The 24,069-nt window shown below is 72.1% G+C and carries 21 protein-coding genes; 9 read left to right on the forward strand and 12 right to left on the reverse strand.

Features of this window, described 5'->3' with window-relative positions:
- The first annotated feature begins 105 nt into the window (after positions 1 to 105).
- Both ACTOQ2_RS17985 and cysC read left to right on the forward strand, forming a co-directional pair.
- Positions 106 to 834, forward strand: coding sequence for a class I SAM-dependent methyltransferase (locus ACTOQ2_RS17985; RefSeq protein WP_440100658.1), 729 nt, complete (start codon positions 106 to 108; stop codon positions 832 to 834).
- A 118-nt stretch (positions 835 to 952) separates the two neighbouring features.
- The gene (gene cysC / locus ACTOQ2_RS17990) at positions 953 to 2,182 is read left to right on the forward strand and encodes an adenylyl-sulfate kinase (RefSeq protein ID WP_440100659.1); all 1,230 of its coding nucleotides are present in this window, start codon (positions 953 to 955) and stop codon (positions 2,180 to 2,182) included.
- Between the two features lie 73 nt (positions 2,183 to 2,255).
- Here cysC and ACTOQ2_RS17995 read toward each other — a convergent pair whose 3' ends face one another.
- Positions 2,256 to 3,401, reverse strand: coding sequence for a glycoside hydrolase family 26 protein (locus ACTOQ2_RS17995; RefSeq protein WP_440100660.1), 1,146 nt, complete (start codon positions 3,399 to 3,401; stop codon positions 2,256 to 2,258).
- A 282-nt stretch (positions 3,402 to 3,683) separates the two neighbouring features.
- Here ACTOQ2_RS17995 and ACTOQ2_RS18000 point away from each other — a divergent pair, with 282 nt between their 5' ends.
- The 6 genes from ACTOQ2_RS18000 (at position 3,684) to ACTOQ2_RS18025 (ending at position 10,975) form a co-directional block, all read left to right on the forward strand.
- Positions 3,684 to 5,225 (forward strand): Wzz/FepE/Etk N-terminal domain-containing protein, encoded by a 1,542-nt coding sequence (locus ACTOQ2_RS18000; RefSeq protein ID WP_440100661.1) that lies wholly within the window; start codon positions 3,684 to 3,686, stop codon positions 5,223 to 5,225.
- Positions 5,222 to 6,526 carry a hypothetical protein gene (locus ACTOQ2_RS18005; protein ID WP_440100662.1) on the forward strand — a complete coding sequence of 435 codons (1,305 nt, stop codon included), beginning with the start codon at positions 5,222 to 5,224 and terminating at the stop codon, positions 6,524 to 6,526. The genes ACTOQ2_RS18000 and ACTOQ2_RS18005 overlap by 4 nt, the downstream gene beginning before the upstream one ends.
- A gap of 139 nt (positions 6,527 to 6,665) precedes the next feature.
- Complete coding sequence (locus tag ACTOQ2_RS18010) at positions 6,666 to 7,763, forward strand: hypothetical protein (RefSeq protein ID WP_440100663.1); 1,098 nt, start codon at positions 6,666 to 6,668, stop codon at positions 7,761 to 7,763.
- Positions 7,760 to 8,617, forward strand: coding sequence for a sulfotransferase family protein (locus ACTOQ2_RS18015; protein WP_440100664.1), 858 nt, complete (start codon positions 7,760 to 7,762; stop codon positions 8,615 to 8,617). Before ACTOQ2_RS18010 ends, ACTOQ2_RS18015 begins: the two co-directional genes overlap by 4 nt.
- On the forward strand, positions 8,605 to 9,912 hold the full coding sequence (locus tag ACTOQ2_RS18020) for a lipopolysaccharide biosynthesis protein (RefSeq protein WP_440100665.1): 1,308 nt from the start codon (positions 8,605 to 8,607) through the stop codon (positions 9,910 to 9,912). Before ACTOQ2_RS18015 ends, ACTOQ2_RS18020 begins: the two co-directional genes overlap by 13 nt.
- A 121-nt stretch (positions 9,913 to 10,033) precedes the next feature.
- The gene (locus ACTOQ2_RS18025) at positions 10,034 to 10,975 is read left to right on the forward strand and encodes a sulfotransferase (RefSeq protein ID WP_440100667.1); all 942 of its coding nucleotides are present in this window, start codon (positions 10,034 to 10,036) and stop codon (positions 10,973 to 10,975) included.
- 101 nt (positions 10,976 to 11,076) lie between these two features.
- Here the strand turns inward: ACTOQ2_RS18025 and ACTOQ2_RS18030 are convergent, their stop codons facing one another.
- From ACTOQ2_RS18030 to ACTOQ2_RS18060, 7 genes are all read right to left on the reverse strand, one after another.
- Positions 11,077 to 12,375, reverse strand: a complete 1,299-nt coding sequence (locus tag ACTOQ2_RS18030) for a WecB/TagA/CpsF family glycosyltransferase (protein ID WP_440100669.1) — start codon at positions 12,373 to 12,375, stop codon at positions 11,077 to 11,079.
- Entirely contained in the window at positions 12,375 to 13,316 is a 942-nt protein-coding gene (locus tag ACTOQ2_RS18035; RefSeq protein ID WP_440100670.1) for a glycosyltransferase family 2 protein, read from the reverse strand. The genes ACTOQ2_RS18030 and ACTOQ2_RS18035 overlap by 1 nt, the downstream gene beginning before the upstream one ends.
- Complete coding sequence (locus ACTOQ2_RS18040; protein WP_440100672.1) at positions 13,313 to 14,245, reverse strand: sulfotransferase; 933 nt, start codon at positions 14,243 to 14,245, stop codon at positions 13,313 to 13,315. The genes ACTOQ2_RS18035 and ACTOQ2_RS18040 overlap by 4 nt, the downstream gene beginning before the upstream one ends.
- Before the next feature lie 479 nt (positions 14,246 to 14,724).
- Positions 14,725 to 15,987, reverse strand: coding sequence for a sulfate adenylyltransferase subunit CysN (gene cysN, locus ACTOQ2_RS18045; protein WP_440088277.1), 1,263 nt, complete (start codon positions 15,985 to 15,987; stop codon positions 14,725 to 14,727).
- Between the two features lie 121 nt (positions 15,988 to 16,108).
- Positions 16,109 to 17,023, reverse strand: coding sequence for a sulfate adenylyltransferase subunit CysD (gene cysD / locus ACTOQ2_RS18050; RefSeq protein ID WP_440100674.1), 915 nt, complete (start codon positions 17,021 to 17,023; stop codon positions 16,109 to 16,111).
- A gap of 19 nt (positions 17,024 to 17,042) precedes the next feature.
- On the reverse strand, positions 17,043 to 17,810 hold the full coding sequence (locus ACTOQ2_RS18055; RefSeq protein WP_440068189.1) for a 3'(2'),5'-bisphosphate nucleotidase CysQ: 768 nt from the start codon (positions 17,808 to 17,810) through the stop codon (positions 17,043 to 17,045).
- Complete coding sequence (locus tag ACTOQ2_RS18060) at positions 17,810 to 19,258, reverse strand: sugar transferase (protein WP_440100676.1); 1,449 nt, start codon at positions 19,256 to 19,258, stop codon at positions 17,810 to 17,812. The genes ACTOQ2_RS18055 and ACTOQ2_RS18060 overlap by 1 nt, the downstream gene beginning before the upstream one ends.
- A gap of 162 nt (positions 19,259 to 19,420) precedes the next feature.
- On the opposite strand from ACTOQ2_RS18060, the gene ACTOQ2_RS18065 reads away from it, so the two are divergent.
- Entirely contained in the window at positions 19,421 to 19,921 is a 501-nt protein-coding gene (locus ACTOQ2_RS18065; protein WP_440068591.1) for an exonuclease, read from the forward strand.
- A 143-nt stretch (positions 19,922 to 20,064) separates the two neighbouring features.
- Here the strand turns inward: ACTOQ2_RS18065 and pth are convergent, their stop codons facing one another.
- The 4 genes from pth to glmU all read right to left on the reverse strand — a co-directional run bounded on the left by pth (position 20,065) and on the right by glmU (position 24,036).
- On the reverse strand, positions 20,065 to 20,670 hold the full coding sequence (gene pth / locus ACTOQ2_RS18070; RefSeq protein WP_440100677.1) for an aminoacyl-tRNA hydrolase: 606 nt from the start codon (positions 20,668 to 20,670) through the stop codon (positions 20,065 to 20,067).
- 63 nt (positions 20,671 to 20,733) lie between these two features.
- Complete coding sequence (locus ACTOQ2_RS18075; RefSeq protein WP_440068183.1) at positions 20,734 to 21,345, reverse strand: 50S ribosomal protein L25/general stress protein Ctc; 612 nt, start codon at positions 21,343 to 21,345, stop codon at positions 20,734 to 20,736.
- Between the two features lie 185 nt (positions 21,346 to 21,530).
- Positions 21,531 to 22,508, reverse strand: coding sequence for a ribose-phosphate diphosphokinase (locus ACTOQ2_RS18080; RefSeq protein WP_344743831.1), 978 nt, complete (start codon positions 22,506 to 22,508; stop codon positions 21,531 to 21,533).
- 76 nt (positions 22,509 to 22,584) lie between these two features.
- Positions 22,585 to 24,036 (reverse strand): bifunctional UDP-N-acetylglucosamine diphosphorylase/glucosamine-1-phosphate N-acetyltransferase GlmU, encoded by a 1,452-nt coding sequence (gene glmU, locus ACTOQ2_RS18085; RefSeq protein WP_440100679.1) that lies wholly within the window; start codon positions 24,034 to 24,036, stop codon positions 22,585 to 22,587.
- Positions 24,037 to 24,069: the final 33 nt, after the last annotated feature.

Raw genomic sequence — 24,069 nt, forward strand, 5'->3', positions numbered from 1 at the left:
GAAGACACGGGGGGTACCTGCTCAAGGCTACTTGCCCGGGCACCCGCTCTCGCAAAGAGTGGTAAATGCGCGACGAATCGTGCTGAGTTGACTACTCTCAGTTACATGTCAGAGGTGAGGTCGGTCGTCGCTCGCGACGACTTGTTGAGTCAGCGGATCAGGGAGCAGTGGAGCAGCCAGCTCGGCCGGCGGCTCGACATCCTGATCGCCGGGTGCGGATGGCCGGAACCGCTCGATCTGGCGCAGACGGAGTCCAGGGTCATCGGGATCGACGAGGACCTGCCCGTGTTGCGCAGGAGCACGTCCGCCCGCAAGGACCTGGACTCCTGGGCGCTGGGCGACCTGCGCTCGGTGCCGGTGCCCCCGCGGGCGTTCGACATCGTCTACGTGACGTTCCTGCTGGAGCGGATCGAGCACCCCGAGCTGGTGCTCGACCGGTTGCTGACCGGTCTGCGCCCCGGCGGGCTGCTGCTGGTCAGGATGCGCGACCGGGCTTCGGCGTACGGGGCGTGCGACCGGCTGGCGCCGGCGAGGCTGCGGCGGGCGGTGTGGCGCAGGTTCGCCCCCGCCGGGACCGTGGGCCCGCTGCCCGCCGTCTACGAGCAGATCGCCTCGCGCGAGGGGATGCACTCCTTCTGCCTGGTGCGCGGGCTGATGGTGACCGAGGACATCTCCGCCAGCAGCGGGTCCGCGCTCCACGGGCCTCTCGGTAAGCTTGCCCGCGCCGCCTGCTCGGTGGTGGAGGCCCTCTCCAGGGGAAGCCGGCCCGCGTCTCACGACGAGATAACCATGGTGATCCGCAAGCCCCAGAGCCATTTCGCCCGGTTGATCTGAGATCCACCGGACCGGGGCACCTGGGATTCACCGGACCGGTGAATCCCAGGCTCGCCGGACAGGGGCCCATCGTGAGCGGGCGAGGCAGGAAAGTCCGACGATCACGATGGTGGAGCAGATGACGGCGCCTTTCGAGTGGACCCCCGACGCCCGCGAGCTGGCCGACCTCGAGCTGCTGCTCTCCGGCGCCTTCAGACCGCTGGCGGGCTTCATGAGCTCGGCGGACGCGCACGCCGTGGACGAGCGCGGCACGCTCGCCGACGGCACCCCGTGGCCCGCGCCGGTCACCCTCACCCTGCCGGACGACCACCCGGCCTCCCCCGGCGACCGGATCACCCTGCGCGACCCCGAGGGCGCGGCGATCGCCGTGCTGACCGTCACCGGGCGCGAGGACGGCTTCGTCGCCGGCCCCGTCGAGCCCCTGGACGCCCCCGAGCACGGGCCGTTCGCCCGGCTGCGCCGTACCCCGGCGCGGGTCCGCGAGGAGCTGGACGGGCGGGAGTCGGTCCTGGCCGTCACCATGCGCGGGCCGCTGGGCGACCTCGGCGAGATCATCGCGACCGCACAGGAGCTGGAGGCGTCGATCCTGCTGCTCCCCCTGGCGTACGGCGAGGGCGGGCCCGCGGTGGTCCGCGCCGCGCTCAAGGCGCGCGACGGGCTGCCCGAGGACACGCTCGTGGCGGTGGTGCCGCTGGCGCCCAGGGAGCCCGCCATCGACCTGGAGCTGCGCGAGCGCGTGGCCGAGGCCTACGGCGCGACCGAGCACCTGGCGGGCCCCGAGCCCGTAACGCTCCCCGGCCCCCCGCACCGCCGCGGGCTGGTGGTCTTCTTCACCGGCCTGTCCGGCTCCGGCAAGTCGACCGTCGCCCGGGGGCTGCGCGACGCGCTGCTGGAACGCGGCAGCCGCACGGTGACCTACCTCGACGGCGACGTGGTCCGCCACCTGCTGTCGGCGGGGCTGACCTTCTCCAAGGAGGACCGCGACCTCAACATCCGCCGCATCGGCTTCGTCGCCGCCGAGGCCGCCAGGCACGGCGGGCTGGCGATCTGCGCGCCCATCGCGCCCTACGCGGCCACCCGCGAGGAGGTACGGGAGATGGTCGAGGCCGTCGGTGCCGACTTCCTGCTGGTCCACGTGTCCACCCCCCTGGAGGAGTGCGAGCGCCGCGACCGCAAGGGGCTGTACGCCAAGGCTCGCGCAGGGCTCATCCCCGAGTTCACCGGCATCTCCGACCCGTACGAGGAGCCGGACGACGCCGACCTGGAGATCGACACCACCGGCATCAGCGTGGACCGGGCGGTGCACCAGGTGCTCGACCCGCTGATCCAGGGCGGCTGGATCCGATGACCCGGGTCCGGCGGCCCGGGTCCGGCGGCCCGGGCCTGCCGGTTCGGGCCCGGCGGTCCGGGCCCGGCGGGGATCAGCCGGCGGGGACGGCGGCGTTGAGGCGCGCGTCGCGGGCGAGCTCGCCGAAGGCCCTCCGGCCGCCGGGCGTGGTGTCGAACCGGGTGTCACCCCGGGGGGCGCGCGGCGAGTCGAAGTAGATCAGGGCCTTGATCTGCGGATACTCGCCGATCTCCCGGCGTACCGAGGCGAAGAACGACTCCTTGAACCCGGGCCTGTCGTGACGCTCGAAGACGCCCCACTCGGCGAGCATGACGGGCTTGTCCGGGAAGCGTTCCCGCATCCACCGGTAGAACCCGTGCCACCGGGGGAACTCCGGACGGGTCTTGTTGACCAGCCCGTCGAAGCTGTGGACCCGGTGGTCGACGTAGGGGTCCATCGCCACCCAGTCGACCACGTCGTCACCGGGGTGGAGCTTCTCGAACCAGGGTTCGGACGCCCAGTTGGGCGCGCCCATGTAGGTCATCACCGTGACCGCGTTGGTCACGCCCCCGTGCCGCAGGCGCGTCACCACGTGCCGGAACATGGCGGCGTAGTCGGCCGCCGTCATCCCCTTGCCGCGGGCCTCCCGCACGTCGTCCTCCGGCTCGTGGTGGACGGTGAGGAAGAACTTCTCGGGGAAGGTCCTCACGATGTGGGCGGCCAGCCGGTCGATCCGCGCGTCCAGCGCCCCGTGGGCGATCTGCTCCCAGGTGTGGTCGAGGGACGGCTTCCAGTTGACCAGCAGGAGCCTGCGGCCGTCCGGGTCGCGGGCGATGGCGCGCTCCGCGGGGGTCGGGAAGAGCTCGTCGCCCCGGTGGTAGACGTGCATGACGTCGGCCGTCCGGCCCATGCGTCTCTCCGCCCTCTCCAGGGCCCGCCCGGGAGGCCTCCCCGTGAAGATCTCCGGCGCGATGCCCCACCAGGCGCCGCAGGAGGGGACGAGCTTGCGGCTGACCTCGCAGGCCACCCGGGACGGTTCGGCGGACGGGTCCGGCGCGCCTGCGACTCCCGGCGCGTCCGAGGTTTTCCCGGCGCCGGCGGCGTTCGAGGCCCGACCGCCCCCGCTCAGCCCCGCGATCCCCAGCGCGAGGGTGCCCAGCCCCAGCGCCAGGACGAGGCCGGAACCGGCGATTCTTACTACTCGCGGAATTACGTCTATAGCGGCATTTGTCTGATGCACCGGTTCCTCACAGCTGTCGCGCGTACGCATTCGTGGACGGTCCTCGACCATCACGGGGGAACACCTTCCCATCGCCCGGACGTGCCTCGTCCCAGACTTTGCCGGTCCGTGCCGTAGCACCCTGGCGGACGACAGGAAATATCGGATAAACGGTTGTTATTTCCCTGTGATTGGCGGGAGCGGCGCGAAGAAAATCTTGTGAATTCGTTCGGGGAAATGGAAACCCGACCTATAGTTCCTAGGGTTCCCAGCGTCTGTTCGCCGGAGAGGCACCAGCGACATATGAGCCCGTCACCGGACGCTCCCGTCCGCCGCGGAGGCGAGGATCTGGCGGACTACGCGTCGCTTCTCCGTCGGCGGTGGGCGATCGTCCTCTCCCTGTTCCTGGCCGGAGCCGGTTGCGGCCTCGCCCTGCTGTGGCTCACCCCGGCCTCCTACACCGCCTCCGGGCAGGTCCTGGTGACCGCGACCGGCTCGCAGGAACAGACCAACCAGGTCACCGCCCGCCAGCGCGAGCCCCTCAACCTCGACACCGAGGCACAGGTGGCCCGCTCCGCGGTGGTCGCGGCGAAGGCCCGCCGGCTGTTCGGCGGCCTTCCCTGTGCCGCGGAGGTCTCGGTGCCGCCCAACACCTCGGTCCTGGAGATCTCCTGCAGCGCCGCCGATCCGAAGGCCGCGGCCTCGGGCGCGAGCGCCTACGCCCTCGCCTACCTGGCACAGCGCCGCGAGTCCGCCACCCAGATGCTCTCGGCCCAGCTCAAGGCCGTGCTGCTCAAGCTGAGACAGGCCAACGCGGGTCTCACCAAGGTCGCCACCGAGCTTCCCGATCTCGGCAGGGGGACCACCGAACGGGCCCTCGCCCTCCAGCGGCAGAACGTCCTCGCCCGCCAGGTTCACAGCCTCACCGCCAGGTACGACGCCCTCAAGACCGTCGCCGTCACCCCCGGCTCCGTGATCAGCCAGGCGGTGGCACCGGCCGAGCCCACCACCCCCCGGCCGCCCCTCTACCTGGGCAGCGGCCTCATGGCGGGGCTGCTGTGCGGGGTCGGGGTCGCCTGGCTCCGCGACCGCCTCGACACCGCCCTGCGAACCGCCGCCGACGTCAGGCGCCTGACCGGCCTCGACGCCGTCAACAGCGGGGAGACGCACGACCTGGCGGGCGCGGTGCTCGTGGTCGCCGTACCCGGCACCTCCTCGCGCGAGGTGAAGGACGCCATACGGGCCCTGAACGAACGCGGGGTTCGCGTGGTCGGCGCGTTCGTCATCGGCGACGAGGCCCCGCCGTTCACCGTGTCTCCCCCCGCGCGGGTTCCGGGCGTCTCGCAGGCGCAGCGGACTCCCCGTCTCCCGCAGGCTCCGCACGTCTCACCGGCTTCGCAGGGCTCACAAGCCGCCCACGGCTCACAGGCTTCCCACCTCGCGCAGACTCCGCATGTCCCGCAGGCCCCGCACGTCTCGCCCGCGCCGCGGTCCGGCGGGGCGCGAGACCGCGACAGCCTCCCGAGGAGGGCCGGGCGGCCTCTCGCCGGCCTGGCGAGCAGCGTGCCGGGTGGCATGGCGAGCGGCATGGCGAGCGGCATGGCCGTCCCCGAGCCGCCCGGCGAGAAGCCGGAGGCACCCGCCCGCCCGGGAGCGCACGGGACGAGCGGGACCGGGATGAGCGGGACGAGCGACGCGAGCGGAACGAGCGGCGACGGAGCACGCGGAGCGAGCGGGACGCACGGATCGGCCGGTGCGTCGGAGGCGCTGCTCGCGCCCCGGGCGTACGGGAACGTTCCACCCGCCCGGCAGGCGGCGGCCGGGCGGAGGGGGCGCAGGTCGTGAGGGGTCTGCGTCCGGCCGCCTGGCCGATCGCCGCGTTCCTGGTGGGATACCCGGTCTGGTGGGCGCTCGGCTTCGGGGGCCTGTCGGTGATCGTGGTGGCCCCGGCGATGGCGCTGGTCCTGTGGCGGAGACGGCCGATCAGGGCGCCGCGCGGCTTCGGCCTCTGGCTGCTGCTCCTGGCGGGTTACCTGATCAGCGCGCTCATGCTCGGCGAGATGCCGCCAGGCACCTACGGCGAGTTCGGCGCCGGACGGCTGATCGGCTACCTGATGCGCCTGTGCCTCTACGTCTCACTGTTGATCATGGTGCTCTATCTGGGGAACCTGACGGAGGAGGAGCTGCCGCAGCTCACCCTGGTGCGGATGCTCGGCGCGCTGTTCCTCACGACCGTCGCGGGCGGCCTGCTGGGCGTGTTCGCCCCGCGCGCCGAGTTCACCTCGCCGGTGGAGATGGTCCTCCCGGACTGGATCAGCGGCAACCCCTTCGTCCACAACCTGATCCACCCCACCGCCGCCCAGATGCAGAGGGTCCTCGGCCACGCCTCGCCGCGCCCCGAGGCGCCGTTCGAGTGGGCCAACGCCTGGGGTGGCAACCTCTCGGTGCTGCTCGTCTGGTTCGTGGTCGGCTGGTGGGTGTACGGCGGGCCGCGCAGGCGCCTGGCCGTGGTCCCGCTGGTCGCGCTGGCCGCGATCCCCGTCGTCTACTCGCTCAACCGCGGCCTGTGGATCGGGCTCGGGGTCGCCGCCGCGTACGTCCTGCTGCGCCTGGGCACGCGGGCCCGCGTCGCGACCTGCGCGGCCCTGACCGCCGGAGCGCTGGTGTTCGCCCTCAGCCCGCTACAGGCGATGGTGGCCCGTCGGCTCGACAGCCCGCACAGCAACGACATCCGCGCCTTCACCGTCTCGGCGACCCTCGCCGCCGCGGGCGCCGCGCCGCTCGTCGGGTACGGCAACACCCGCAACGCCACGGGCAACCACCGGACGATCACCACCGGCAAGAGCGGGTGGTGCCCCACCTGCGGCCACCCGCCGCTGGGCGGGGACGGCCAGCTCTGGCACCTGATGATCACGCAGGGTTTCACGGGGGCCGCCCTCTACGTGGCGTTCTTCGCGGGGGCCGTCCGCCGCCACTGGCGTGACCGGAGCCCGATCGGCCTGGCCGGGGTCCTCGTGATGATCCTCACCCTCCTCTACATGTTCGTCTACGACGGGCTGGTCACCCCGCTCAGCCTGTACCTCGTCTCGTTCGCGCTGCTTTGGAGGAACTCGGTCAACAACCCCCTCCTGAAGGAGAGGGCTTGAGGTGCGGCAATGCGCTTTGAAGCCCCGCGTTGACCAGCCCAAGCCGATCACCTAGAAGGTGTATTCGATTGACTACGTTTCATGTAGGCCAGCAGACCCACCAGCGAGTGCTTCCTCAGCCCGCTGCTCTGGAATCCACGTGAACGACGCCCGCGCCCGTCTGCGCTACCTGGACCAGACTCTCGACCTGCTGTTCCCCGGCCCCGGCGACCCGAGCCCGTACACCCTGCTCCCGCACCGCCTGCTCCCGCGCAGGCTGGTCCCCCGCGCGTGGTGGCACCCGGGCGGGAGGGTCACCGTGCCGTCGGGCCGGGACGGCATCGAGAGCCACCTGAGCGAGGTGTTCGGCACACCCGTCCGCGTCACGCTGCGGGTGCGACCGGCCAGGCGGGCCAACCGCAAGCCGATCCTGGAGGCGCGCGCCGCCGACGGGCCGATCGCCTTCGTGAAGATCGGCGACACCGACCTGACCCGGGAGCTCGTCGCCCACGAGGCGCGGACGCTCGACCTGCTCGCCGGGGTGCCGCTGAAGACCGTCGTCCCGCCCGCCGTGCTGCACCACGGATCCTGGCGCGGCCTGTCCGTGCTGGCGCTGACCCCGCTTCCGGTACGGCGGGGACGGATACCGGGCGACGTCCTCACCGACGCGATCGCCGAGATCGCGCGCATTCCCGGGGAGCATGCCCCGGAGCGCGCTCCGCTCGGTGGCCGGACCCGGGGGAACCCGGCTCCGGAAAGCTCGCCTCCCGAAGCCACCGCCCGCACCGGACAGGTCCCCGGAGACGCCCGCACCGGACAAGCCCCCGGAGGCCCGTCTCCGGCGGACCCGCTTCCCGGAGACACGAGCCGGGGTCCCGGAGAACCGTCCTGCGGGCGGGGGTTCTCCTGGCACGGCGACCTGACGCCGTGGAACATCTCGCGCGGGCCCGACGGGCGGCTGCTGGTCTGGGACTGGGAGCGGTTCGGCACCGGGGTCCCGCTGGGCTTCGACGCCGTCCACCACTTCTTCCAGCGGGCGCTGCGCCGCGACGACCCGGCCACAGCGGCCAGGGCCTGCGTGGCGCGCTCCCTGCGGATCCTCGCCCCGTTCGGGCTGTCGGCCGCCGAGTCCCGGCTGACCGCGCTCCGCTACCTGATCGCCCTCGCCGACCGCCACGCGGCCGACGGCCACGCGCCGCTGGGACCGCCGGAGCTCTGGCTCACCCCCCTCGCCGACTCCCAGGAGACCCTGCTGTGAAGCCCGCGTTGAAGCGTTCGGTGCACGCGGCGTCGGGGGCCATAGGTCGCCTCACCTCGGGAAGCCGGGTGCTGCCCTCCTTCCTCATCATCGGGGCGCAGCGCTGCGGGACCACCTCCCTGTACCGCGTCCTGTCCCAGCACCCGCTCGTCCTGAAACCCGTCCTGCGCAAGGGCGTGCACTACTTCGACACGGCGTACGACCGGGGCCTGTCCTGGTACCGGGCGCACTTCCCGCTGCGGGCGTCGGCCTCCCGGCTGGCCCGCAGGTACGGCTGCCGGCCCCAGGCGTTCGAGTCGTCGCCCTACTACCTGTTCCACCCGCTGGCCGGCCCCAGGATCGCCCGCGACCTGCCGGGCGCGAAACTGATCGTGCTGGTCCGCGACCCCGTCGAGCGGGCCTTCTCCGCGCACGCCCACGAGCTGGCCAGGGGCTTCGAGACGGAGCGGTCCTTCGCCAGGGCCGTACGGCTGGAGGAGGAGCGGCTGGCCGGGGCGGCGGAGGCCCTGATCGCCTCGCCGCACTCGACGAACCTGGCCCACCGCCACCACGCCTACCTCGCCAGGGGCCGGTACGCCGAGCAGCTCGCCCGGCTGGAACCGCTGGTCGGCCGCGACCGGCTGCTCGTCCTCGACAGCGGCCGGTTCTTCGCCGAACCCGACCTCGCCTACGACCGCGTGCTGGCGTTCCTCGGGCTGCCGCACCTCGGCGACCCGGTGTTCGAGCGGCACAACACCCGGGCCAGGCCGGGCCCCATGTCCCGCAAACTCCGCCGCGAGCTGACGGCCCACTTCGCGGAGCAGGACACCCTGCTGACCTCGTGGCTGGGCGCGGAGCCGTCGTGGCGTCGCTGACCTCCACCCGCCTGGCGGGCCTGACCGGCCTGAGGGGGGCCGCGCGGGGCGGGGTGGCGGGGCTGGCGGGAGCGGGGGCGGGGGCCGCCGCACAGTTCCTGACGGTCGTGCTGGTCACCAGGGGGATGGGGCAGGAGACGGCCGGTCTCTTCTTCTCCGGAACCGCCCTGTGCCTGATGGTCGCCGCTGTCCTGCGGCTGGACGCCGGGAACGGGCTGGTCTACTTCATCGCCAGGTCCGGGGCCTTCGGCTACCGCCGCGCCTCCGGTCATGTCCGCGCCGCGCTCGTCCCGGTCGCCTCGCTCTCGCTGGCGACCGGCGCGGCGGTCATCCTCACCACCTCCGACCCGGTGCTGCGGGTGCTGGCGGTGGCCCTGCCCGCGGTGGCGTGCTCGGGCGTCGTGGTGGGCGCGACCCGCGGGTTCGGCTCGATGCGGCCGACCGTGCTGCTGGACGGGGTGCTGCAGCCGGTGGCCCAGCTGCTCCTGGTCGGGGCGGTGGTGCTCGCGGGCCGCGACTCCGTGCCGCTGCTCGCCGCGGCGTGGGCGCTGCCGTATCTGCCGGTGCTGCTGCTGGCCTCGATCTGGCTGCGCCGGCGGTTGCCCCGGACCCCCTGCCCACCGGGTGCCGCGCGCGACCTGTGGCGCCACACCTGGCCCCGGTCGCTGGCGGCCGGGATCCAGGCGGTGTTCCAGCGGCTGGACGTCGTGATCGTGGCGCTGCTGGCCGGGCCGGCCGAGGCGGCCGTCTACACCGCCGCCACCCGTTTCAAGATCGTGGGTCAGCTTGCCGGTCAGGGACTGGCGCAGGCCACGCAGCCGAGGCTGGTGCGGGCCCTGGCCGAGGGCGACCTGCCGCGCGCCCGCGAGCTGTACCAGTCGGCCACCCTCTGGCTGGTCCTGCTGACCTGGCCGATCTGGCTGGGGTACGCCGCGCTCGCGCCCTGGCTGCTCGGCGCCGTCTTCGGGGACGGCTACACCGGCGGCGCACCGGTGGCGTTCGTGCTGGCCGCCACGATGATGCTCGCCACGGCGTGCGGGATGGCCGACGTGGTGCTGACCTCGGCCGGGCACACCGGGTCCAGCCTGGCCAATCTGGTCGCCGCCGTCGCGACGGCGGTCACGCTGGACCTGCTGCTGATCCCCTCGATGGGCTCGCTCGGGGCCGCCCTCGGCTGGGCGGGGGGCGCGGTGGTCAAGAACCTGCTGCCGCTGTGGCGCATCCACCGCCTGTACGGCCTGCGCCCCTTCGGCACGCACAGCCTGGCCGCCCTGAATCCCCGGCGGGCACCGTGACCGCGCCGCCTGACCGCTCTCGACCTCCGGCGGGCACCGTGACCGCGTGCCCCGGCCGTCCCGGACGCCATGGGCACACGCGGCCCGGCCGTTCCGGAAACCTCGGCGGGCGGTGGGGGCCGTGAGGCCCGTGCTGGTCACCGGGCTGCCCAGGACCGGGACGAGCTGGACGGGCAGGATGCTCGCGGCGAGCGGGGAGCTGGTCTACGTCAACGAACCGCTCAACCCCGAACACCCGCCGGGCCGCTCCCCCGGCGTCCTCGACGCCGTGGTGGGCCACCGCTTCCAGTACATCTGCCCGGACAACGAGCGGGCCTGGCTGCCCGCCTTCGCCCGTACGGTCGCGCTGCGCTACGGGTTCTGGGCGGAGCTGCGCCGCAACCGGTCACCGTACGACCTGGCGCGGATGGTCCGGTACGGCACCGCGTTCACGCTGGGGCGGCTGGGCGGGCGCCGGGCGCTGCTGGACGACCCGTTCGCGCTGTTCTCCGCCGGATGGTTCGCCGACCGGCTGGGTTGCCGGGTGATCGTCCTGTTGCGCGACCCGGTGGCGTTCGTCGGCAGCTGGCAGCGGCTCGGCTGGACGGTCTACTTCCACGAGCTGTTAGAACAGCCGCTGCTGGTGCGTGACCAGCCGCACCTGGAGGCGTTGCGCCCGCTGATCGGCTCCCAGGACCGCGTCGCCAAGGCCGTGGCCCTGTGGCGGGCGGCCGGGATCACCGCCGCCGACCTGGCCGACCGGCACCCGGGGATCATGCTCGCCCGCTACGAGGACCTGGCCCGTGACCCCCTGACGGGCTTTCGCCGCCTGTACGAGTGGGCGGGCCTGACCTGGTCGGCTCGCGCCGAGGAGCGCGTCCGCCGTGCGTGCACGGCCAGGTCGGGCGCGACCGCGTCGGGCACGGGCACCTCGGGCACGGGCTCCGGCGGCTTCGCCTGGAGCGGTCTGTCCCGCACGGCCTACCGGCCGATGGACTCGCGCCGCGCCCTCGCCGAGGCCGGTACCCGGCTGAGCCCCGAGGAGGCCCTCCGGGTCAGGGAGCTGGCCTCCGCGAAACGCTGACGGCCGATCAGGACGATGACGGTCGGGAAGCTCGGCGAAGACCCCGGCACCGACGCCTCAAAGCTTCACTGCTCAGGGCTCAGGGCTCAGGGCTCAGGATTTCAGGAGAAGAGGCCTCGTACGAGGGAGACCGTGAGGAGCCGGAGCGCGTACGGCAGGTCGTCGACCAGGTAGCGGCGGGCGAGCCTGCCCGGCTCCCGCGTCAGCCGGAAGATCCACTCCAGGCCGCCGCGGCGCATCCATGCCGGCGCCCGCCGGACGGTGCCTGCGGCGAAGGAGATCGCCGAACCGCAGCCGACGAACCAGGTGCCCGGCAGGTCCCGGCGGAGCGAGGCGATGAGCCGCTCCTGCCGGGGGAAGCCGAGCCCGACGAAGACCAGCCGGGGCGCTGCGGCGATCACGGCGTCGCGCACCCGGGCGTAACTCTCAGGATCGTCCTCGAACCCGTACGGCGGGGCGTCGACCCCGGCGATCATCAGCGTCGGATGGCGGTTCACCAGCTCGCGGGCCGCCTGCGCGGCCGTGCCCCGGGGACCGCCCAGCAGGTATACGGGATGGCGGTAGAAGGCGGCGGCCTCCGACAGGGACCAGATCAGGTCGGCACCGGTGACCCTGCCGGGGATGGGGGTGCCGAGCAGTCTCGCCGCCCACACCAGCGGCATGCCGTCGGCCACCGCCAGGTCGGCGCGCTCGACGAACCGGCGGGCCCGGGGGTCTCGGGCGACGGTCCGGCTGATGTCGACGTTCGGGGTGACAAGGTGGCCGCCCTCACCGCGTTTCAGAGCGGCGATCACATGGTCGACGACCTCGCTCTCGGTCATCGGGTCGATCGCGACGCCCGCCACGTGCACGCGCCTACGCAGACGCCTGCGAGTGGCCTTGTCGAGCCGGGGCCTCAGGCGGGGGACGCCCGGGGTCGTCCCCCGCCTGGCGACCGGCGTTCCGGCCCGCCCTGCGACGGCGGGCAGGCCGGGCACCGGATCGCGACCGGTGGTCGCGGACCGGTGGTCGGTGAGGGGCGGGGTCGGCGTCACGGTGTCACGGGTGGCCGGGACCTCGGCCCGCCTCACCACGGACGACATGACCGGCGAGTCGCGGCGCGTGACCGCCGGCGGAGGCCCGGCGGCACGTCCCGGCGCGGGCGGAAGGACCGGCAGGCCGTAGCGAGCGGTCGCGCGCGGGCGCTCGACGGCCTGCCCCGCCGCGGACGGAGCGAGCACCAGACCGTGGCGGGGGAACACCGGCGGGCGCTCGACGGCCTGTCCCGTCAGGAGCGAGGCGACCGGCGGGCCGTGGCGCGCGGGTGCCGGCGGGCGCTCGGCGGCCTGCTCCGTCATGGACGGCACGATCCAGGCACCGTGGCGGAGGGTCACCCGCGGCTGCTCGGTGATGGGCGCCATCAGATGCCGTGCCCTCGGTGGTTCAGGACACTGAGCATGATCCTCGCGGGGACCAGGCCCGCCGCCACCGCGAGCGCGATGGGCGCGCGGGGCTCGCCGTGGCGGGCGGTGAACGCCCGCCAGGCCCAGCGGCCCGCCTCCCGCCGCTGGCCGAGGGCCGCGTGGTGGAAGGCGAGCTGACCGTAGACCCGCGCCGCGCCGCGCGGATCCACGGCCAGATCAGGGTGCCGGGCGAGCATCCACTGCAGCCCGGCGATCCGGTCGGCCCAACGGGCCACATACGAGGAGCCACCCCAGCGCACCCGGACCAGGGGCCGGTCGACGTGCACGATGGGGTGTTGGGCGGCGGCGCGCAGCGCCAGGTCCCAGTCCTCGTTCTGGCCCTTGGGGGCGCTCTCGTCCACCCAGAGCCCGCCGCGCCGGAACAGGAAGGTCGAGGAGTGCACCATCACCATCCGCGAGCGCACCAGGTGGCGGTAGGTGACGCGGCTGGTCCCGGCCAGCCGGGGAATGCGCCGCGAACCGTACTCGACCTCGATGGCGCAGCTGCAGAAGCGCGCGTCCGGCTCCGCCTCCAGGGCGGCGACCTGGGCCTCGACCTTGCCGGGCAGCCACTGGTCGTCGTCGTCGCAGAAGGCGACCATGTCGGTGCCGAGCGCCGCGATGCCGGTATTGCGGGCCCCGGGCAGGCCCGGGGTGAGCCGGTTGGCCATCACCCGCACGCCGCGTGGGGGCGCCTCGCGCCGGCCGGGCGCCAGTGCCCGGCTGGCCAGGAGATCGGCCACCTGGTCGGCGACCCAGGCCGGATCCCCGCCGTCCACGACGACGACGACCTCGACGGGGCCGGGGTGGTCCTGGCCGAGCACGGCGAGCGTGGCCGCGCGCAGCTGGTCAGGCCGGTGTCCCCGGGTGGGGATGACGACACCCACCGATGCGTTCAAGCGAGTCTCCTGTGATAGCCATACTTGATCATGAGGGGCCAGGTCAGCGCGGTGACCAGGCGCGACTGCCGGGACGGCGCGACGGCGCGCCAGCTGTCGTCCCTGGTCAGCTCCGTGCGGCCGACCATGAAGCGCATGGGGTTGCCCGAGGCCGTGTGCGCCGTCGAGAGCTCCGCCCAGTTGCCGGACAGGAAATCGATGCGGCACGGGAGGCCGATCCTGGCGACCACGCGCCTGAGCGTGTCGGCGGGGGCGTCGAGCAGGTCCTCGTAGCGGATTCGGGTGACCGGTACGCCCCTGCGGGCGAGGAGTTCGAGGCTGAGATTCTCGCTCAGCCAGTGCAGCGAGGTGCGGGAGGGCGACCAGTGGGTCATCGGGCGCCCGTCCTCGGGACGCGCGACCCTCCTGCGCCAGGAGTGCGCGACCGCGCGGGGGTCGCGGACCACGTGGACGACCTGGACGTCGACCCCGGCCGCCGCGAGGCAGAAGGCCAGCGAGGCGTGCTTGCTGGAGTCGATCACGACCGGACAGTCGGCGACCTCGCCCGCCGCGTTGTACAGGTCACGGTGGACCGCGGCGTACTCGTCCAGCTCGGCGGTGCCGGGCGTCGGCCACCTGCCGGTGCCCGCCTGCTCCTCGGCCAGCAGCCTGGCCAGGGTCGGGATGCGCCGGGTGCGATCGACGCGGGACCTGAGCGCGATCATCCGGTGCGCCAGGCCCTCGGACCAGCCGCCGAACGCGCGCTCGCCGACCTTCTCCCAGAAGGGGCACGACCCGAAGGGCTCGCTGCATCCGCAGGACTCGTCCGCGAGCGCGCTCCTGGCCCAGAGGTGGACGACCTCGCCGAGCGGTGCGATGCCGGGGACCTCCCCCAGCAGGCGCTCGAGCAGCGTGGTCCCGCTGCGGCCGAGGCCGCCCAGGAATACCACCCGAGCAGGTGACGGACTATCAGACACAGGCACGAATCCTTACCCGACGGATACGGAACGTGCCGAGGCTAGCGCGGAGCGTAACGGAGGAGTCAGAGAACGGACAAAGGATCTACCCAGCGGGTGTAACGCCGCCCGTCTCCTGAACGGGAACCCTGACGGGAAAGGGCCGGAACCTCGCAACCCGGCGCCGGGCAGGCCCATGGCCGGGTCGCGGGCGCGAGGGGATGCGCGGTTCCACGAACGACGACCGGCACCTCGGGAAGGGCTCCGCATCGCCGGACGAGCTTACCCGGGAGGGTTCGGAAAGGGCGATCCGGCCGGCACCCTGCGGCTTCAGGGTCGGCTCCGGGAACGGCTTCAGGGCCGGCTTCAGAAACGGCTCCAGGAACGGCGAACCGCCCGCGGCCCGGCGTGGCCCTCCCGTCGCGCACGGGGAGGGGGCCACGGCGGCCCGCGGGCGGGCAGGCGGGGCGTGCCTACCGGGCGTCGACGATCATCCCGGCGCCGACCGTGTTGTTGGTGGACTCGTCCACGAGGATGAACCCGCCGGTGAGGCGGTTGCGGGCGTAGTCGTCGACGAACAGGGGCTGGGTGACGCGGAGCGACACCCGCCCGATCTCGTTGAGGCCGAGCGACTGTGCCGTCTCGTCCCGGTGCAGGGTGTTGACGTCCAGCCGGTAGTGCAGGTCCTTGACCAGGGCACGGGCCGTGCGGGTGGTGTGCTTGATGGTCAGCTTGGTGCGCGGGGACAGCTTGGCGGTGTCGGCCATCCAGCAGATCATCGCCTCCAGCTCCTGGGAGACCTGCGGCTGGTTGTTCGGCCGGCAGATCATGTCGCCGCGCGAGATGTCGATGTCGTCCTCCAGCCGCAGGGTGACCGACATCGGCGGGAACGCCTCGTCGACCGGCCCGTCGAAGGTGTCGATCGACGCGATGCGCGTGGCCAGGCCCGAGGGCAGGTGCATGACCTCGTCGCCCGGCTTGAGCACCCCTCCTGCGACCTGGCCCGCGTAGCCGCGGTAGTCGTGCAGGGAGGGGTCGGTGGCCCGCTGCGGGCGGATGACGTACTGCACGGGGAAGCGCACGTCGACCAGGTTGCGGTCGGAGGCGATGTGCACGTGCTCCAGGTGGTGCAGCAGGGAGGACCCGTTGTACCAGGGCGTGTTCTCCGAGCGGGACACCACGTTGTCGCCGTGCAGCGCCGACATCGGGATGAACGTGAGGTCCGGCGCGTTCAGCTTGGAGGCGAACGCGGTGAACTCCTCGCGGATCTCCTCGAACCGCTCCTGGGAGTAGTCGACCAGGTCCATCTTGTTGACGGCCAGCACCAGGTGCGGCACCCGCAGCAGGGTGGTGAGGAACGCGTGCCGCCGCGACTGCTCCAGCACGCCCTTGCGGGCGTCGATCAGGACGATCGCCAGGTCTGCGGTGGAGGCGCCGGTGACCATGTTGCGGGTGTACTGGATGTGCCCGGGGGTGTCGGCGATGATGAACTTGCGCTTGGGAGTGGCGAAGTAGCGGTAGGCCACGTCGATCGTGATGCCCTGCTCCCGCTCGGCCCGCAGGCCGTCGGTGAGGAGCGACAGGTCGGTGTACTCGGTGCCGCGGTCGCGGGAGGTGCGCTCGACGGCCTCCAGCTGGTCCTCGAAGATCGCCTTGGAGTCGAAGAGCAGCCGCCCGATGAGGGTCGACTTTCCGTCGTCGACACTTCCCGCCGTGGCGAAGCGAAGAATGTCCATTAGCGCTGCTCTCCAGAGGTCGTACGGCGTGCGCGGCGGGACCGCGCGGGAAGGGGCTCGCGGGAGACCGGGCGGGCCGGGTGGGCCGGGTGGCACGGGGAGCCGGGGAGACGGGCGCTCACTAGAAGTATCCCTCCCGCTTGCGGTCCTCCATGGAGGCCTCCGAGGCGCGGTCGTCGGCGCGGGTGGCGCCGCGCTCGGTGATCCGGGTCACCGCGATCTCGTCGATGATCGCCTCGACCGTCGCGGCACTCGACTGGACGGCACCGGTGCAGGTCACGTCGCCCACCGTCCGGTAGCGGACCGTCATGTCCAGGAGCGGCTCGTCGTCGTCGCGGGTGATGAACTCGCTGTCGGCCAGCAGCATGCCGTCGCGCTCGAACACCTTGCGGGTGTGGGCGAAGTAGATCGAGGGAATCTCGATCCCCTCGCGCCGGATGTAGTCCCAGATGTCGAGCTCGGTCCAGTTGGACAGCGGGAACACCCGGATGTGCTCGCCCTTGCGGATCCTGGCGTTGTAGAGGTTCCACAGCTCGGGGCGCTGGTTCTTGGGATCCCACTGGCCGAAGTCGTCGCGGAAGGAGAACACGCGCTCCTTGGCGCGGGCCTTCTCCTCGTCGCGGCGGGCGCCGCCGAACACCGCGTCGTACTCGTTCTCCTCGATCGCGTCCAGCAGCGTCGTGGTCTGCAGCCGGTTGCGCGAGGCCCTGCGGCCGGTCTCCTCGACGACGCGGCCGGCGTCGATGGAGTCCTGGACGCTGGCGACGACCAGGCGGGCGCCCAGCTCGGCGGCGCGGCGGTCGCGGAACTCGATGACCTCGGTGAAGTTGTGCCCGGTGTCGACGTGCATCAGCGGGAAGGGAATCGGCGCCGGCCAGAACGCCTTCTCCGCGATGCGAAGCATGACGATGGAGTCCTTGCCCCCTGAGAAGAGCAGACAGGGACGCTCGAACTCCGCCGCGACCTCGCGCATGATGTGAACAGCCTCTGCCTCGAGGACGTCGAGCTGCGACGTGGTGTAGTCGCGCTGAAGCATCAGACTCTCCTAGCGGGGATTAGCGGTGCAGATCCCGGATTCCAGCGAGCAACGTTGGCGCCAGTCCCGGTAGGGATACAAGAATATCCGGCAACGAAGGGTCAGGCTGGTTGTAGACCAGCGGCGAGCCGTCGATACGGCTCGCGTGGACCCCGGAGGCGAGGGCCACCGCGACGGGCGCGGCGGAGTCCCACTCGTACTGGCCTCCGGCGTGCACGTAGGCCTCGACCTCGCCGGTGAGCACGGCGGAGATCTTGGCGCCCGCCGAACCGATCGGCACCAGGTCGGCGCCGGCGAGGCGGGCCAGGTTCTGCACGAACTCCGGCGGGCGGGTCCTGCTGACCGCGATCCGCGGCCTGGCGCCCGCCTCGGGGGCGGGCGGCACGGGGGGTTCGAGGGTGGAGAGCGTACGGCCCTGGGCGGGCAGCGCGACGGCTCCGGCCGTCAGCGTGCCGCGCTCCCAGAGCGCCACGTGGACCGCCCAGTCCGCGCGGCCCTCCTCGGCGAACTCGCGGGTGCCGTCCAGCGGGTCGACGATCCAGACCCGATCGGCGCGCAGCCTGCGCGGGTCGAGACGCTCCTCGCTGGTCGCCTCCTCGGACAGCACGCTGTCACCCGGGCGCAACCGGGACAGCGCCTCCATCAGGAACACGTGGGAGGCGGCGTCGCCCTCCCTGCGAAGCTCGGACGGGTCGCCGAAGCCCCGCTCCGCGCGCAGGGCGGCCAGCTTCTCGCCTGCCGTCGTCGCCAGCTCCGCGGCGAGTACGTGATCGTCGCGAACGGTCATCAGTATGCTCCAGCTCCTCGCGCGACAGCCGACCAAGTCTTCCACAGGATCTGCAGATCCAGCATGAGGGACCAACTCTCCACGTAACGCAGGTCCAACCGTACGGATTCCTCCCAGGAAAGGTCGGAACGACCACTTACCTGCCAGAGGCCGGTCATCCCGGGCTTGACCAGTAATCGGCGACGGACGTCGTCACCGTATCTGGCGACCTCCTCGGGCAGTGGCGGCCGAGGGCCGACCAGGGACATGTGTCCCAGGACCACGTTGATCAGCTGGGGCAGCTCGTCCAGCGAGTGGCGGCGCAGCCGGGCGCCCAGCGGGGTCACCCTCGGATCGTCGCGGATCTTGAAGAGCATGCCGTGCCCGTCGCCGACCAAGGCGATCTTCCGGCGCTCGGCGTCGACGCGCATCGTCCGGAACTTGTAGATCGTGAACTCGGCGCCGTCGCGGCCCACCCTCGTCTGCCGGAAGAACGCCGGTCCCGGCCCCGAGGCCCGTACGGCCACCGCCACCCCCGCCAGCAGCGGCAGCAGGGCCGCCAGCAGCAGCCCGGCGCCCACCCGGTCGAACAGGTTCTTGAGCACCTGGCGCAGGCCGGAGATCTCGGGGTGATCCACGTGCAGCAGCGGCAGTCCCGCCGCCGGGCGGATGGTGATCCGCGGCCCGGCCACCTCCATCAGCGCGGGAGCCACGATCAGGTCCGTGTGGGTCTTCTCCAGCTGCCAGGCCAGCCGCCGCAGCGCCACCCCGTCCATCTCCGGGCAGGCGAGCACGGCCACGGTGTCGGCCGAGACCTGCCCGACCGCGAGCGCGACGTCGGTGAAGTCGCCCAGCACCGGCACGCCCTCCACGTCGCCCATCCCGTCGTGCGGGGCACACGCCGCGACGACCTCCATGCCGTGGTAGCGCTCCCGGCGGAACCTGCGGACCAGCTCGGCGATCGCCGCCCGGTGGCCCACGGCCACCACCCGCCGCATGCACCCGCCCCGTGCCCGCCTGCGGTGCAGGGAACGGCGCAGGGCGTAGCGCGAGAGGAGGGTGAGCAGCGTCGTCAGCGGGATCGCCAGCACCACGTAGCCCCGGGCCACCTCGATCTTGGTGAGGTAGGCGCAGACGGCGAGGGCGGCGGTGAGCATGAAGCCGCACTGCAGGATCCGCTGGAACTCCTCCGAGCCCAGGCCGATCAGCCGGGGCTCGTAGGCACGGTTCAGCGCGACCACGCAGACCCAGACGGCGGGCAGGGCCGCGCTCAGCATGACGTACGGGAAGACGTAGGCGGTAACCTCGCCGAATCGAACGAACAGCGCGAGGGCTCCGGCCAGGGCGGCGCAGGCGGTGTCGGCGGCGACGGCCGTCGCGCGGTGCTCCCGTATCCAGCCCGGCATGCGCCGGCGCGCGGACGGAACGGCTCCGGGCCCGGTTTCCTGTGCGGTCTGAACTGCGGTCACGTCGCGCACGCGCTCCCCCTGCGTAACCGTTCACGGACAGACAGTTATGGAATGGTAGCGGCGGCGGGAGAGGCCCGAAGGTTGAAGACCGAAACGTACATCTCTGTGGATGTCGAGGCCGATGGTCCCATTCCGGGGGCATATTCAATGGTCAGCTTGGGGATGACCGTTGCCGGGCGGATGACCGGAAAGGTCTTCGAGCCGGTGGATCCGCAGACGCACACGCACTATGTGGAGCTGCGGCCGATCAGCGACGACCACGTTCCCGAGGCGCTCGCGGTGAGCGGGCTGGACCGGGAGACGCTGCTCCGCGAGGGTCGCGACCCTGCCGAGGCGATGCGGGAGGCCGCCGCGTGGGTCCGCGAGGTGTGCGGGAACAGCTCGCCGGTGCTGGCGGCCTACCCGCTCTCCTACGACTGGATGTGGATTTACTGGTATTTCATGCGCTTCACCGGCGTCTCGCCGTTCGGGCACTCGCGCTGCGTCGACCTCAAGACGCTGTACGCGGCCAAGGCGGGCGTGCCGATCGGCTGGGCGACCAAGCGGCAGATGCCCGAGCACCTGCGGTCCCGGCGGCCGCACACCCACAACGCGCTGGACGACGCGATCGAGCAGGCCGAGCTGCTGCAGAACCTGATGGCGTTCGATCCGCAGCGTCCCTGAGCGGCCCGATGCCCGAACGGGCCGGCGTCCGAACGGACCGATCTCCGAACGGACCGATGCCCGAACGGACCGATGCCCGAACGGACCGATCTCCGAACGGGGGCCGAATCACCCGGACGGGCGGATCACCCGGGCGGGACCGGTTATCTGGGCGGGCCGGAGATGTTCAGGTCGCCGGTGTGGAAGGCGTTCTGGGTCGGCTCCAGGCCGACCCTGATCAGCGACTCCACCACGTCCGAGGCGCGGTCGACCAGGAACGCGAGGTCCTTGCGCTCGGCGGTGGCGAAGTCGCGCAGGACGTAGGCCGCGGCGTCCATCCGGCCGGGCGGGCGGCCGATGCCGAACCGCACCCGCAGGTAGTCCTTGGTCGCCAGCGACTTAGTGATCGACTTCAGCCCGTTGTGGCCGTTGTCGCCGCCGCCCAGCTTCGCCCTCAGCGCGCCGTACGGGATGTCCAGCTCGTCGTGGACCACGACCACGCGGGCCGGGTCGACCTTGTAGAAGTCGGCCAGGGCCTTGACCGGCCCGCCGGAGAGGTTCATGAAGGACAGCGGCTTGGCCAGCACGGCGGGGACACCCGCCAGGCGGCCCTCCAGCACCTCCGCCCGCGACCGGTGCGCCTTGAACCGTCCCCCGGCTCGCGCGGCGAGCTCGTCCAGGACCATGAACCCCGCGTTGTGCCGGTTCCCGGCGTACTCCGACCCGGGGTTTCCCAGGCCCACGACCAACCAGCGGTCCACGATCGGCATCCCTTCACACGCGCGTCAGGGCGGCCCGGTCCCGGGCCGCCCTGACAGATCTAGCAGAGAAAACTACTCGGCGCTCTCGGAGCTCTCGCCCTCGGCGGCCGGAGCGGCCTCGGCCGTCTCGGCGGCCTCGCCCGCCGGCTCGGCGGTCGGGGTCTGGGCGACGATCAGGACCAGCGCCTCGGGGTCGGCGGCGAGCGTCGTGCCCTTGGGCAGCTTCAGGTCGGCGGCGGTGATCTGGGTGCCGACCTCCAGGCCCTCGACGTCGACCTCGACGCCCTCGGGGATGTGGGTGGCCTCGGTCTCGACGGAGACGGAGACGAGCTGCTGGTCGAGGATGCCGTCGGCGACCTCGCCCACCACGGTGACGGGGATGTCGACGGTGACCTTCTCGCCGCGACGGACGAGGATGAGGTCGACGTGCTCCAGGAAGCCCTTGATCGGGTCGCGCTGGACGCCCTTGGGCAGGGCCAGCTCGGCCACCGCGCCCTCGAGACGGATCAGCACGTTCGGCGTACGCAGGGCGAGCAGCAGGTCGTGACCCGGCAGGGACAGGTGCTGGGGGTCGGTGCCGTGCCCGTAGAGGACGACGGGCACCTTGTTCTCACGACGGATCTTGCGGGCGGCGCCCTTGCCGAACTTGTCACGCAGTTCGGTGGTGATGACCACTTCGGACATGGCTGATCTCCTAGGGATCTCGGGAATCGGAAAGGTGCGCTCCCCCTCACCCGCCCTAGCGGAAGGCGTTACGAGCGCACGCAATCCCACAACCCTACCGTGTCAACGGTGACGTCGACGCGCCGCGGCTCCGGCCGCCCCCGGGAACGCGTCGGCGACGGGTTACCGGGGGGCGGGGCGGGGTGTCAGCTGTCGCCCTCGAAGAGGCTGGTCACCGAGCCGTCGCTGAAGACCTCGTTGATCGCACGGGCGATCAGGGGGGCGATCGACAACACGGTGAGCTTGTCGAACCGCTTGTCCTCGGGCAGCGGCACCGTGTTGGTGACGATGACCTCGGAGATCCTGGAGTTCTTCAGCCGGTCGACCGCGGGGTCGGAGAACACCGCGTGGGTGGCGGCCACGACCACGTTGGTGGCGCCCTGCTCGTAAAGCGCGTCGGCCGCCTTGCAGATCGTTCCCGCGGTGTCGATCATGTCGTCGATCAGCACGCAGGTCCGGCCCCTGACCCGGCCGACGACCTCGCTCACCTTCACCTGGTTGGCCACGTCGAGGTCGCGGCGCTTGTGGATGAAGGCCAGCGGGGTGCCCAGCGTGTCGGCCCAGCGCTCGGAGAGCCGCACCCGGCCGGTGTCGGGCGAGACGACCGTCGTCGTGGCCAGGTCGAGCTTGTCCTTGAGGTAGTTGACCAGGACGGGCATGGCGAACAGGTGGTCCACCGGGCCGTCGAAGAAGCCCTGGATCTGGGAGGTGTGCAGGTCGATCGACATCAGCCGGTCGGCCCCGGCCGTCTTGAACATGTCGGCCATCAGGCGGGCGGTGATGGGCTCGCGGCCCCGGCCCTTCTTGTCCTGGCGGGCGTAGCCGTAGAACGGCATGATCACGGTGATCCTCTTGGCGGAGGCCCGCTTGAGGGCGTCCACCATGATCAGCTGTTCCATGATCCATTGGTTGATCGGCCAGGTGTGGCTCTGCATGACGAACGCGTCACAGCCGCGGACCGACTCCTGGTAGCGGGCGTAGATCTCCCCGTTGGCGAAGTCGCGCAGCGTGGTCGGCGCCGCGTCGACCCCGAGGTGGCTCGCCACCTCGTCCGCCAGCTCCGGGTGCGCGCGCCCGGAGAAGAACATCAGGTTCTTCTCACCGGTCTTCTTGATGCCGCTCATGCCGTCCCCCTCGCCTGACGGCACACCGATGTCCGCGCGACGCTGCCGTGCCCGCCGGGCCGCTCGCTTCGCTCACTCACGTCTGGCTCCCCTGCTGTTTCCCGGCCTCGGCGGCCCGTAGCGCCGCCTCGGCCGATCTGGTGCCCGCGCGCCTGCGCGCGACCCACCCTTCGATGTTGCGCTGCCGTCCGCGGGCCACCCCGATGGCCCCTGGGGGGACATCCGCGTCGATGACCGAGCCCGCGGCCGTGTACGCGCCGTCGCCGATGGTGACCGGCGCGACGAGCATGGTGTCGCACCCGACGAAGGCGTGCTCGCCCACCGTCGTGTGGTGCTTGTTGACCCCGTCGTAGTTGACGAAGATCGCCGAAGCGCCGATGTTGGCGCCCGCGCCGATCGTGGCGTCGCCCACGTAGCTCAGGTGGGGCACCTTGGCACCCTCTCCGACCTGCGCGTTCTTCATCTCAACGTACGTCCCCGCCTTGGCCTTGCGCGACAGGACCGTGCCGGGGCGCAGGTAGGCGTAAGGCCCGACCAGGGCCTCGGGGCCGATCACGGCGTCGACGCAGACCGCGTTGCGCACCAGCGCCCCCTCGGCGACGATCGTGTCGGTCAGGGTGCTGGCGGGGCCGACCTCGGCGCCCTCGGCGACCGTCGTGCAGCCGAGCAGCTGGGTTCCCGGGTGGATCACCACGTCCGCTTCGAGGATGACGTCGACGTCGACCCACGTGGTGGCCGGGTCGATCACGGTCACCCCGGCCCGCATGTGGGCCTCCAGCAGGCGCGCGTTGAGCACCTTGCGGGCGAAGGCCAGCTGCACGCGGTCGTTGACGCCCTCCACCTCCACGTAGTCGGCCGCGATGTGCGCGCCGACCCGGTGGCCGTCCTCCCGCAGGATCGCGAGGACGTCGGTGAGGTACTCCTCGCCCTGGGCGTTGGAGGCGGACACCCGCTTGACCGCGTCGGCGAGCATGAGGCCGTCGAAGGCGTAGACGCCGGAGTTCATCTCCTTGATCGCCCGCTGCGCGGGGTCGGCGTCCTTCTCCTCGACGATCTCCAGGACCGCGCCCGAGTCGTCGCGGACGATCCGGCCGTAGCCGTACGGATCGGGGACCTCGGCCGTCAGCACGGTGACGGCGTTGCCGTCCTGGCCGTGCCGTTCGAGCAGGGCCGCGAGGGTCTCGGTGCGCAGCAGCGGCGTGTCGCCGTAGGTCACCAGGACGGTGCCGTCGATGGTGCCGGACGCCTCCAGGGCGGTCCTGACGGCGTGGCCGGTGCCCTTCTGCTCGGCCTGCACGACGGTCTGCGCGTCGGGGTCGGTCTTGGCCAGATGCGCCTGGACGCGCTCCCGTTCGTGGCCGATGACGACAATGAGCCGCTCGGGTTCGAGACCCCGGGCGGCGACGAGCATGTGGTCGACCAGGGTTCGGCCGCACAGCTCATGGAGGATCTTCGGTGTTCTCGACTTCATCCGGGTGCCCTCGCCCGCGGCGAGGACGATGACGGCTGCCGGGCGCGGCACACTCACGGACGAGGCTCCCTCGGCGTCGCGGCTGAGACA

Source organism: Streptosporangium sp. H16, assembly GCF_051918855.1.
Taxonomy (GTDB): domain Bacteria; phylum Actinomycetota; class Actinomycetes; order Streptosporangiales; family Streptosporangiaceae; genus Streptosporangium.